The 12006-nt window shown below is 63.0% G+C and carries 9 protein-coding genes; 6 read left to right on the forward strand and 3 right to left on the reverse strand.

Going from position 1 to position 12006, the window contains the following annotated elements:
• The first annotated feature begins 144 nt into the window (after nt 1-144).
• Both dnaE and QO034_RS12775 read left to right on the forward strand, forming a co-directional pair.
• Nucleotides 145-3657 carry a DNA polymerase III subunit alpha gene (gene dnaE, locus QO034_RS12770; protein WP_284485923.1) on the forward strand — a complete coding sequence of 1171 codons (3513 nt, stop codon included), beginning with the start codon at nt 145-147 and terminating at the stop codon, nt 3655-3657.
• 31 nt (nt 3658-3688) lie between these two features.
• On the forward strand, nt 3689-4060 hold the full coding sequence (locus QO034_RS12775) for a nuclear transport factor 2 family protein (protein WP_284485924.1): 372 nt from the start codon (nt 3689-3691) through the stop codon (nt 4058-4060).
• A 5-nt stretch (nt 4061-4065) separates the two neighbouring features.
• Here QO034_RS12775 and QO034_RS12780 read toward each other — a convergent pair whose 3' ends face one another.
• Complete coding sequence (locus tag QO034_RS12780; protein WP_284485925.1) at nt 4066-4260, reverse strand: SlyX family protein; 195 nt, start codon at nt 4258-4260, stop codon at nt 4066-4068.
• 191 nt (nt 4261-4451) lie between these two features.
• Here QO034_RS12780 and hisS point away from each other — a divergent pair, with 191 nt between their 5' ends.
• The 3 genes from hisS to hisG are packed head-to-tail and all read left to right on the forward strand — an operon-like array spanning nt 4452 to nt 7797.
• Entirely contained in the window at nt 4452-6023 is a 1572-nt protein-coding gene (hisS, locus tag QO034_RS12785) for a histidine--tRNA ligase (RefSeq protein WP_284485926.1), read from the forward strand.
• Complete coding sequence (locus tag QO034_RS12790; RefSeq protein WP_284485927.1) at nt 6023-7111, forward strand: ATP phosphoribosyltransferase regulatory subunit; 1089 nt, start codon at nt 6023-6025, stop codon at nt 7109-7111. Before hisS ends, QO034_RS12790 begins: the two co-directional genes overlap by 1 nt.
• Nucleotides 7108-7797 (forward strand): ATP phosphoribosyltransferase, encoded by a 690-nt coding sequence (gene hisG / locus QO034_RS12795; protein WP_284485928.1) that lies wholly within the window; start codon nt 7108-7110, stop codon nt 7795-7797. Before QO034_RS12790 ends, hisG begins: the two co-directional genes overlap by 4 nt.
• A 46-nt stretch (nt 7798-7843) precedes the next feature.
• Here the strand turns inward: hisG and QO034_RS12800 are convergent, their stop codons facing one another.
• Nucleotides 7844-8644, reverse strand: coding sequence for a glycoside hydrolase family 25 protein (locus QO034_RS12800; protein ID WP_284485929.1), 801 nt, complete (start codon nt 8642-8644; stop codon nt 7844-7846).
• A 198-nt stretch (nt 8645-8842) separates the two neighbouring features.
• A complete protein-coding gene (locus tag QO034_RS12805) occupies nt 8843-9274 on the reverse strand; it encodes a DUF1489 family protein (RefSeq protein ID WP_284485930.1) in 432 nt (143 codons plus the stop codon).
• Between the two features lie 91 nt (nt 9275-9365).
• On the opposite strand from QO034_RS12805, the gene QO034_RS12810 reads away from it, so the two are divergent.
• Nucleotides 9366-11858 carry an adenosylcobalamin-dependent ribonucleoside-diphosphate reductase gene (locus QO034_RS12810; RefSeq protein WP_284485931.1) on the forward strand — a complete coding sequence of 831 codons (2493 nt, stop codon included), beginning with the start codon at nt 9366-9368 and terminating at the stop codon, nt 11856-11858.
• Nucleotides 11859-12006: the final 148 nt, after the last annotated feature.

Consider the following 12006-nt stretch of genomic DNA (forward strand, 5'->3'; position numbering starts at 1 on the left):
ATCATGTGTTTGATTTTCGTGTGAGGACGCGAACCGCAAGAAGGAGCTTCAGGTTTTTCCGAAGAATGCCGGTGGTCAAGGACTCTGTCCGCCGACCGGAAAATCGCGCTTTCCCTCGCTGGCCGGGCCGGGGTAGCCTGAGCCATGAGCAGTGATCCCCGATTCATTCACCTGCGGGTGCATTCCGAATATTCCCTGTTGGAAGGTGCGGTGAGGCTGAAGAAGCTCCCGGACCTCTGCCGGAAAAACCACATGCCGGCCGTCGCCTTGACGGATAGCAACAACATGTTCGCGGCTCTTGAGTTTTCGGTGACAGCCAGCGCGGCGGGCGTCCAGCCGATCATCGGCTGCCAAGTCGACCTGGCCTATGTCCAGCAGCAACCGGGGGAACGCGCCGCACGGCCGGCGCCGCTGGTTCTGCTCGCCCAGTCGGAAACCGGCTATGAAAACCTGATGAAGCTGAATTCCTGCCTTTACATCGGCAAGGACGGCCAGACTCCGCAGGTGACACTGGACGAACTCGCGGCACATTCCGCCGGTGTGATCTGCCTGACCGGCGGCCCCGACGGCCCGGTCGGGCGGCTTTTGCAAGCGGGCCAGCGGGCGGCGGCAGAGGCGCTCCTGCAACGCCTGGCGCAGGCGTTCCCGGACCGGCTCTATGTGGAATTGCAGCGCCACCCCGGAGATTCCGGCCAGCCTGAAACGGAAAGAACGACCGAACGCGGCCATGTGGAAATGGCCTATGCGATGAATCTGCCGCTTGTCGCGACCAACGACGTCTACTTTCCCGCCAGCGAGATGTTCGAGGCCCACGACGCGCTGATCTGCATCGCCGACGGGGCCTATGTCGATCAGCAGAACGACCGCCGCCGCCTGACCGCGCAGCATTATTTCAAGTCGCAGCAGGAAATGGCGACGCTGTTCGCCGATCTTCCGGAAGCCATAGAAAACACCGTGGAAATCGCCCGCCGCTGCGCCTTCATGGCCTTCAAACGCGCCCCGATCCTGCCGAAATTCGCCGATGACGAAGTGGTCGAACTGCGCCGGCAGGCGGAACAGGGGCTGAAGGACCGGCTGGCGGTCATTCCCCATGCCACCTCGGTGGAAGAGTATGAAAAGCGGCTGGAATTCGAACTCGGTATCATCGAGGGCATGGGATTCCCCGGCTATTTCCTGATCGTTGCCGATTTCATCAAATGGGCCAAGGACCAGGACATTCCGGTGGGGCCGGGGCGGGGTTCTGGTGCCGGATCGCTGGTGGCCTATGCGCTGACCATCACCGACCTTGACCCGTTGCGGTATTCGCTGCTGTTCGAACGGTTTCTCAATCCCGAACGGGTGTCGATGCCCGATTTCGACATCGATTTCTGCATGGATCGCCGCGAGGAAGTGATCCGCTACGTCCAGGACAAATACGGCCGCGACAAGGTGGGCCAGATCATCACCTTCGGCGCGCTTCTGTCCAAGGCGGCGGTGCGCGACATCGGCCGGGTGCTGCAGATGCCCTATGGCCAGGTGGACCGGCTGTCCAAGATGATCCCGGTCGAAGGCGTGAAACCCGTCAGCATCGAAAAGGCCCTGGCGGATGAACCCCGGCTGCGCGAAGAGGCGAAGAACGAAGAGGTGGTGGACCGCCTGCTGACCTATGGTCAGCAGGTCGAAGGGCTGCTGCGCAACGCCTCGACCCATGCTGCGGGCGTGGTGATCGGCGACCGGCCGCTGGATGCGCTGGTGCCGCTCTACCAGGACCCGAGATCGGACATGCCGGCGACCCAGTTCAACATGAAATGGGTGGAACAGGCGGGGCTGGTAAAATTCGACTTTCTCGGCCTGAAGACCCTGACCGTCATCCAGAATGCGGTCGACCAGATCAAGGCGTCGGGCCGCCACCTGCATATCGCGGCGGACGGCCGGCGGCTGTTCGATCCGCCCGAAGGACTGGTCGACGATATCGGTGCCATTCCGCTGGACGACGAAGCCAGCTACAGGCTTTACGCCGCGGCAAAGACCGTCGCCGTTTTCCAGGTGGAATCCAGCGGCATGATGGACGCCCTCAAACGGATGCGACCCACCTGCATCGAGGATATCGTGGCGCTCGTGGCCCTGTATCGTCCGGGGCCGATGGAAAACATCCCGACCTATTGCGAGGTCAAGAACGGGATCAAGGAACGTGAATCCGTTCATCCGCTGATCGACGACATCCTTGAAGAAACCCAGGGCATCATCGTCTACCAGGAACAGGTGATGCAGATCGCGCAGGTCATGGCCGGCTATTCGCTGGGCGGCGCCGATCTCTTGCGCCGCGCCATGGGCAAGAAGATCGCCGAGGAAATGGCCAAGGAACGCCCGAAATTCGAAAAGGGCGCGATGGAGAACGGGGTCGACAAGAAAAAGGCCTCTGAAGTCTTCGACCTTCTGGAAAAATTCGCCAATTACGGGTTCAACAAGTCGCACGCGGCGGCCTATGCGGTCGTCAGCTACCAGACGGCCTGGCTGAAGGCGAACCATCCCGTGGAATTCATGGCGGGCGTCATGAACTGCGATATCCACCTGACCGACAAGCTCGCAATCTATTTCGAAGAGGTCAAGAAGGGGCTGGAACTGCCCTGGGTGCCGCCCTGCGTGAACCGGTCCGACGCGACGTTCAAGGTGGTCGATGGCGCGCTGGTCTACGGTCTCGGCGGGCTGAAGAATGTCGGCGTCGAGGCGATGCGGCTCGTGACGCAGGGGCGCATGTCAGATGGCCGCGATGTGCCCTTTTCCACCGTTTTCGATCTGGCCCGGCGGGTCGATCTGAAACGGGTCGGCAAGCGTCCGATGGAAATGCTCGCGCGGGCCGGGGCGTTCGATCAGCTCGATCCGAACCGGCGGCGCATGCTGGAAAGTCTCGATGCACTGGTCGCCTATTCTGCCGCCGTGCACGATCAGAAGAATTCCAGCCAGGTGTCGCTGTTCGGCGAGGCGGGCGACGACCTGCCGGAACCGCGGCTGTCGCCGGTGAACGACTGGCTGCCCGCCGAACGGTTGGCCGAGGAATTCAAGGCCGTCGGCTTCTACCTGTCCGGGCATCCGTTGGATGACTATGCGTCGTTCCTGAAACGCAAGGATGTCATCACCCTGGATCAGTTGCGGCGCAAGGCCGAGAACGGTCCGCTGGTGGCCAAGCTGGCGGGTGTCGTTGCCGGGCGCCAGGAACGCAAATCCGCGCGCGGGAACCGGTTCGCCTTCGTGCAATTGTCGGATTCGACCGGTGCCTACGAAGTGACCCTGTTTTCCGAAACGCTGGAAAAATCCCGCGAATATCTCGATGCCGGCGCAAAGGTCGTCGTCACCGTCGAAGCGACCATGGAAGGTGACCAGCTGAAACTTCTCGGCCGCTCGGTCGCGGAGATCGACCTGGCCATCGCCGATATCGGCAGCAATGGGCTGCGGGTGTTCATCGAATCCGCAAGAGCGGTGGAGGCCGTCGCCAACGTGCTGGAAAACGCGCAGCAATCCGCGCGCAATGCCGGGCGCGGGCCGGTGCAGTTCTGCCTGATGGATTCCGGTCTGCCCGGCGAGGTCGATGTGGACCTGGGGCGCAGCTATGCCATCAACCCGCAGATCAAGGGCGCGATCAAGAGCCTCGACGGGGTGCTGATCGTCGAGGACCTTTGATCCGGCCGGGTGGCAACGAGGAGGGTCAAGGATGCCAGAACCAAGGGCTGCGATCGAACGGGTCGTCAGGGATTACCTGGAGGGCATGATCTACGGCAATCCCGGTCAGATCGAGGCGGCGATGCATCCCAAGTGCATGCAGGCGGGCCACTTCAATGGCGTCTACGAATTCCTTGACCGGGCCGAATTCATCGCGTCCCTGCAAGCGGAGGCTCCGGCGCCTCCCGGTACCCCGATCGACTCCGAGATCCTTTCCGTGGACATCACCGGCGACGTGGCGCTGGTCAAGCTGCGCGACGCCTGTTTTGGCACGAGTTTCACCGATTGCCTGACGCTGATCCATCACGAAGGGCGATGGCAGATCGTGATGAAGGCCTTTTACGATCACGCAAACGACGGCTGAACCCGTCAGTAATGCGGCGGGCGTTCGTCGCCCAGGACGACCCCGCCGCCGCCGTCGCTTTCCCGTTCGGCTTCGCGCCGCATCAGCATCTGAACCCGCCGGGTCAGCACGTCGATTTCGGTCTGCTGGGCGGCGACGACATCGCTCAGTTCATCGACCGTGCGGATCAGGTGAGCGATTTTTTCTTCCAGATGCTGCATGGCCGGCGTTCCCTTGGGTGATCCCGTCCTATCAGGCCGCCCCCGCCCGCGCCAACGGGTTTTCGCACCACGCGGATACGGGGCGTTCGGGCAATGCCGACCGGATGGAAACAGGGCGGGCGGGCCGCCTTGCCCCTGTGCGGCCCTTGGGCTAGACCGCGCAGCAAGCCGATTGCGCAAGGACATCCGATATGGCCAAACCGAAAAAACAGCCCCGCCCCAAGGCCGAAACGCCCAAGGGGTTCCGCGACTACTTCGGCGCCGAAGTCACCCAGCGCGCGGAGATGCTGGCGGCGATCGCGGCGGTTTATCATCGCTATGGCTTCGATGCGCTGGAAAGCTCGGCGGTGGAAACCGTCGAGGCGCTCGGCAAGTTCCTGCCCGACGTGGACCGGCCCAACGAAGGCGTGTTCGCCTGGCAGGAGGACGACGCGGACTGGCTCGCCCTGCGCTACGACCTGACCGCGCCCTTGGCCCGCGTCTATGCCCAGCACCGGAACGACCTGCCGACGCCCTATCGGCGTTACGCGATGGGACCGGTCTGGCGCAACGAAAAGCCGGGGCCGGGACGGTTCCGGCAGTTCTATCAATGCGATGCGGATACGGTAGGGTCTGCGTCCATGGCGGCGGACGCCGAGATCTGCGCGATGCTCTCCGACACGCTGGAAGCGGTGGGCATCGCGCGTGGGGATTATGTGATCCGCATCAACAACCGCAAGGTGCTGAATGGTGTGATGGAGGTCGCAGGCGTTCTGGATCCCTCCGATCCTGACAAGTTCGCCCACGAGCGCGGGATCGTGTTGCGCGCTATCGACAAGCTCGACCGGCTTGGTCCGGATGGCGTGGAAGCTTTGTTGGGTGAAGGGCGTAAGGACGATAGCGGTGATTTCACGAAAGGTGCAGAGTTGGGGATCAGCGAAATCCGTGTCATTATGAGATTCGTTCACGCGACGCGTATTATAGAAGACCAACTCGCAGATGTCGCGGACCAGCAACGAGATGATCCGCTTCCACCTGGCGACGTGAACAACGTGGAGGCAGTCCGCTATCTGAGAGAACTGGTTTCACAATCGGAGATTGGCCTCGAGGGTGTTTCAGAACTCGAAGAGATCGCCGCGCTTCTTGCCGCTCAGGGCTATGGCCCCGACCGCATCGTTATCGACCCCTCCGTCGTCCGGGGCCTGGGCTATTACACCGGCCCGGTCTACGAGGCGGAACTGACCTTCGAGATTTTCGACGACAAGGGTCGCAAGCGGCAGTTCGGCTCGGTCGCGGGTGGCGGGCGCTATGACGACCTGGTGAAACGCTTCACCGGGCAGGAAGTTCCGGCAACGGGCGTTTCCATCGGGGTCGACCGGCTGCTGGCGGCGCTGCGCGAAAAAGGGCGGATCAGGGCGGTCGATCACGGCCCCGTCGTCGTCACGGTGATGGATCGCGACCGGATGGCGGATTACCAGGCCATGGTGGCGGACCTGCGCCATGCGGGCATCCGGGCGGAGGTCTATCTCGGCAATCCGAAGAACTTCGGCAATCAGCTCAAATACGCGGACAGGCGCAACAGCCCCGTCGCGGTCATCGAAGGCGGCGACGAGAAGGCGCGCGGCGTCGTGCAGATCAAGGATCTGATCCTCGGGGCGCAGATCGCGGAAAACGCGACGCTCGAGGAATGGAAGGAACGCCCGAGCCAGTTCGAAGTTCCGCGTGCCGATCTCGTGGCCAAGGTGCGCGAAATCCTGTCCACGCACGGTATCGGACAAGGCTGATGGCGACACGGGCCGAAACGCTGGCAGAGGCCGCGAGGCTGCGGGCGCTGTTCGCGGAGGCGGGCGCGCTGCCGATCGAAACGCCGATCCTGCAACCGGCGGAAACCCTGCTCGACCTTTACGGCGAAGACATCCGCGCCCGCGCCTATGTCACGTCCGATGCCCTGCGCGGCGAACAGATGCTGCGCCCGGATTTCACCGTTCCGGTCGTGCAGATGCACATGGAACATGGCGCCGAACCGGCGCGCTATACCTATGCGGGCGAAGTATTCCGGCGTCAGGAACAAGACCCTGCACGGGCGAGCGAATATGTCCAGGTCGGATACGAGGTTTTCGACCGGGCCAGTCCGGCCGGCGCGGATGCAGAGGTGTTCGCCCTGATCTCGAAGGCGCTGAACGGGCTGAACCTGCGTGCCGCCACCGGGGATATCGGGATTCTCCTTGCCGCTGTCAAAGGGTTGAACACCACGGACCGGCGAAAGGCGGCGCTGATGCGTCACATCTGGCGTCCGCGCCGGTTTCGCGCCTTGCTGGACCGGTTTTCCGGACGCAGCCCGGTTCCGCCGACCCGCGCTGCGTTGCTGGCGGCCTCTGATCCGGTGCCTGTCACCGCCCCGCAGATCGGTTTGCGCAGTGCCGCGGAAATCGAAGGGCGTATCGAGGCGCTGCGGCTGGACGCTGAAAGCGACCCGATCGGGGCGACCGAGCTGGCCGCGCTGGAAACCCTGCTGACCGTGCGGGAAACCGCGCCTTTCGCCCTGGCGCACCTGCGCGACATTGCGGTCGACCTACCGGCGATCACCCCGGCGCTCTACCTGCTCGAAGCGCGGCTGGACGCGTTGGACGCGCGCGGCATCAACGTCGACAGGCTCGATTTCGAAGCCAGCTACGGGCGCACGTCGATGGAATATTACGATGGCTTCGTCTTTGGATTTTACGCCGAATCCCGTCCCGATCTGCCTGCCATCGCCACGGGCGGCCGCTATGACGCGCTCACACGGCACCTGGGCAAGGGCGCCGAGATTCCGGCGGTGGGCGGGGTGTTGAGGCCCGGACTGATGCTGGACCTGAACGGAGCTGCCGCATGACCGTCAAACTGGGTGTGCCGTCCAAGGGCCGGCTGATGGAAAAGACCTTTGCCTGGTTTGACAAGCGGGGCATTTCGTTGATCCGAACCGGGTCGGACCGGGAATATGCCGGTGCCGTCACCGGGGTGGACGGCATTGATCTCGTGCTTCTGTCCGCCGGTGAAATCCCGCGGGAGCTGTCGGCGGGCCGCATTCACCTCGGCGTCACCGGCACCGATCTGGTGCAGGAAAAGCTGCCGCTTTGGGAACAGCAGGTCGAGGAACTCGCGCCTCTGGGTTTCGGCCATGCGGATCTCGTGCTCGCGGTGCCGCAATGCTGGATCGATGTGGATACGCTGGACGACCTGGACGCAGCGGCGGCGGCATTTCGGATCGCGCACGGCCACCGGATGCGGATCGCCACGAAATATCACCGGCTGGTTCACGGGTTCCTGCGGGATTCCGGTGTCGCGGATTACCAGCTTGTCGACAGCCAGGGGGCGACCGAAGGCACGGTCATGAACGAAACCGCCGAGATGATCGCCGATATCACGTCGACCGGGGAAACCCTGCGGGCCAATCATCTGAAACTGCTCGTGGACGGGTTGATCCTGCGCAGTCAGGCGACCCTCTGGCGCAGCCGTGTCGCGCCGGTGGACAGCGCGGAAAAGCATGTTCTGAACGTCCTGATCGACCGGTTGGGTTGAGGCGGCAAGGTCGGCCGGAACCGGGGCGCGGTGCGGAGGTTCCGGTTCAGTTGGCCCATCTGAGCCAGATGTCCGGCCCGTCGTGGAACACGTTCAGATCGACCGGCCCCTTGACGCCGGGCACGAGCCCGGTTCCGGAATATTGCCAGAAGGTCCAGAATGCGCCGGGATAAACCTGGCGCGGGTGCCCTGCCACGGATCGCAGCCAGAATTCCGTGCCGCGCAACCGTCCGATCCCGGTGTCGGCGAAGAAATCGACTGTCGTGTAGACGAGAGGACGGCGGCCGTAATGTGCTTCCAGGATATCGAGGAACCGTTCGGCCTCACGGCGCACGGTGTCCCCGTCGGGGCGCAGCCGGCAGGTCGGTGAAGTGTGGTTCCATTCCATATCCAGCACGTGGGGCAGGGCCGTGCCGTCGCGCGGCACGTTGCGGATGAACCACCGCGCCTGTTCTTCGGCCGGGCGGCAGAAATAGAAATAGTGATAGGCGCCGCGCCGCACACCGGCGCGCTTTGCTTCGCGCCAGTGGTCCTTGAACTTGGGATCGAGGAAATCGCCGCCTTCCGTCGCCTTGATGAAGGCGAAGGAAACCCCCGCCCGGTAGGCGCTGGCCCAGTCGATGTCGCCCTGGTAGCGGGCCACGTCGATCCCGTGGATCGCGTAGGACGACGGCCCGCGTCCGCTCCAGGAATGCGGTTTGGCATCGCCGAATTTCGGATATGTCACCAGGTTGGTGTCCGGGTCGCGCGGCGGGGAAGGGTCCACCGTGCGCAGGTTTGCGGGCGGCGTGCGGCCGCAACTGGCGATCAGGATCAGGATCAGGAAAATCGCGGTCAATCTGCGCATGGGTCATCTCCGCCTGCCGGCTTCAGGGAGACCGGGTTCGGTTCAGTTTGCAACCGGATATATGCAGGGCGTTCGCGCATCAGAGGGATTTCGCCGATCCGGCGGCGAACTTGCGGCACGCGTTCCCGGAGGAGACATCTCCGGGGTCTCCGCCCAGAACAGGGCGGCGCAGAATGAAAGCGCTGGTCCGCATTCTGCCTACAGCACGCCGATTTCGGCTAGTGCGCGGTTCAGTTCCACGGGCAGCGGGTCTTCGTTCCTGCGTCCTTTCGGCAGGTCTGGCGGACTGTCGTTCGCCGTCATGTATCGCCAGCCCTGAAACGGACGCTTCAGGACGGATTGCGTGCGGTGCAACTCCGGGTCGAGCACGATGGCGCAGCGGCGGATGCCATCGGCCCCGGTCACTTCGTCCAGCCTGGCCACGCGCTGGCGGCATTGGACGAGCCCCTTGATCACCCAGTAGATCGATCCGCCGTTCAGGATCTCGGCCTCGCGCCTCGGCCACATCCGGGTGACATGCCGCGGCAAACCGTCCTCGGCCTGCGCCCGTTTGCTGGCCTGCCACGCAGCCAGATCGTCGACCGATTCCGTGCCGACGGACAGTTTGATCAGATTGATGGATTTATCCACAGAGTCGCCCCCAAGCCATGCTTCATATGGTAGTGGAATTGGGCGCGGCTTCAAGTTATTGTATCCGCCTGCCAATCAAAGGATTCGGAACATGACCCGATTTTCCACCCCCATCGCCGAACAGATCTGGGACATGAAATACCGTTTCAAGGATGCGTCCGGAGCGCCCATCGACCTCACCGTCGAGGACAGCTGGCGGCGTATCGCCCGCGATCTTGCCCGGACCGAAAAGGACCCTGACCATTGGGAAGACCGGTTCTACGCGGCGCTGGAGGATTTCAAGTTCCTGCCTGCCGGGCGCATCACCGCCGGGGCGGGCACGGCGCGGCAGGTTACTCTGTTCAACTGCTTCGTGATGGGCACGATCCCCGACAGCATGGGCGGCATCTTCGAAATGCTGAAAGAAGCCGCGCTGACCATGCAGCAGGGCGGTGGCATCGGATATGATTTCAGCACGATCCGCCCGAAAGGGGCGGATGTGAAAGGTGTCGCGGCGGATGCGTCGGGACCCTTGTCGTTCATGGATGTCTGGGACGCCATGTGCCGCACCATCATGTCGGCGGGGTCCCGGCGGGGCGCGATGATGGCCACGATGCGCTGCGACCATCCGGATATCGAAGAGTTCATCTCGGCCAAGGCGGACTCCGCGAGACTGCGCATGTTCAACCTGTCGGTGCTGGTCACGGATGCCTTCATGGAGGCCGTCAAGGCGGACGGATCGTGGGATCTGAAATTTGGCGGCAAGGTGTATCACACGGTTCAGGCCCGCGACCTGTGGAATCGGATGATGCGGGCGACCTATGATTACGCCGAGCCGGGCGTGATCTTCATCGACCGGATCAACGCTGCCAACAACCTCGCCTATTGCGAAACCATCGCCGCGACGAACCCCTGCGGCGAGCAGCCGCTGCCGCCCTATGGCGCCTGCCTGCTCGGGTCTATCAACCTTGCGCGGCTGGTGAGCGATCCGTTCGAGGCGGCGGCGCGGCTGGATCACGACGCGCTGTCCGGTCTGGTCGCGGTGGCGGTGCGGATGATGGACAACGTGGTCGACGTGTCGAAGTTCCCGCTGCCCGAACAGGCGGCCGAAGCCCAGGCCAAACGACGTATCGGCCTGGGAGTCACCGGGCTGGCCGATGCTCTCCTGATGCTGGGTCTGCGTTATGGGTCTGACGAGGCGGCGCGTCAGACCGAGGACTGGTTGCACGCGATCGCCCGCGCCGCCTACCTGGCCTCGGTACAATTGGCGAAGGAGAAGGGGGCGTTTCCGCTGTTCGATGCCGAGAAATACCTGGCCAGCGGCACCATGCGGCAGATGGACGAGGACGTGCGCGACGCGATCCGAGACCACGGCATCCGCAACGCGCTTTTGACCAGTATTGCGCCGACCGGGACGATCAGCCTCTATGCCGGCAACGTATCGTCCGGGATCGAGCCGGTCTTCGCCTATGCCTACACCCGCAAGGTGTTGCAGAAGGATGGCAGCCGTACCGAAGAGGAGGTGGTCGATTACGCGGTGCAGATGTGGCGCGAGAAATTCGGCGACGCCGAACTGCCGGACTATTTCGTCAACGCCCAGACTCTGACGCCGGCCGAGCATGTCAGGATGCAGGCCGCCGCCCAGAAATGGGTGGACAGCTCGATATCCAAGACCATCAACTGCCCTGAGGACATCGCCTTCGACGCGTTCAAGGATGTCTATCTTCAGGCGTGGGATATGGGCTGCAAGGGCTGCACGACCTATCGGCCGAACGAGGTGACGGGGAGTGTGTTGAGTTTGGCAGAGGAAAAGGCGACAACCCGCAGCGAGCGCCTCAAGAAGCTCCGCAAGCAAAAGAACCTGACACAAAAAGAAGTAGCCGACGTAGTCGGTATCGTCGTTTCCCATTACACCGACATCGAAAACGAGAAGCGCCCGCTGAGACAGGAACAGGCTGAACGTTTGGGCATCTTGTTTGAGGTCCCGGCTTCGTATGTAATGTTTGGTGATAACTTAGAAGCTCAAGAAGTCATCGCTTCCACCGACGCCGAACCCCAAACCCCCCATGGCGACGTGATCTACATGTCCGAGCCGCTCGACCGGCCGCAGGCGCTTGAGGGCAACACCTACAAGCTGAAATGGCCCGACAGCGAGCACGCGATCTACCTGACCATCAACGACATCATCATCAACGGCCACCGCCGCCCGTTCGAGGTCTTCATCAACTCCAAGAACATGGAGCATTTCGCCTGGACCGTGGCTCTGACCCGGATGATCAGCGCGGTTTTCCGGCGCGGCGGCGACGTGAGCTTTGTGGTCGAGGAGCTGAAAGCCGTGTTCGACCCGCGCGGCGGGGCCTGGGTGCAGGGCAAGTACATCCCTTCGATCCTCGCCGCGATCGGCGGCGTCATCGAGCGTCACATGGTCACCATCGGATTTCTCGAAGGTGAGGGAATGGGCCTGAAGTCCGATCCGCAGGCGTTGGCGGTCAATTCCGACCTGCCCAGGGGCAAGGCCTGTCCGAGCTGCGGCCAATTTGACATGAGAATGATCGAAGGCTGCATGACATGCGCATCCTGCGGCCACAGCAAATGTTCTGGATGAAAGCTCTAGGCGGCGTCTTCATTAAAAGGATTCCCTTGCTGGCAAGTTTCTGATTCAAGATCGAAAACGGAGGCGGTCTTGAGCAGACGAACCCTGACAGACGCGCAATGGGCGCGCATCGAACCCCTCGTTCCGGGCAAGAAAGGCG

The organism is Sedimentitalea xiamensis (genome assembly GCF_030164465.1).
In the GTDB taxonomy this organism is placed as follows: Bacteria; Pseudomonadota; Alphaproteobacteria; order Rhodobacterales; family Rhodobacteraceae; genus Sedimentitalea; species Sedimentitalea xiamensis.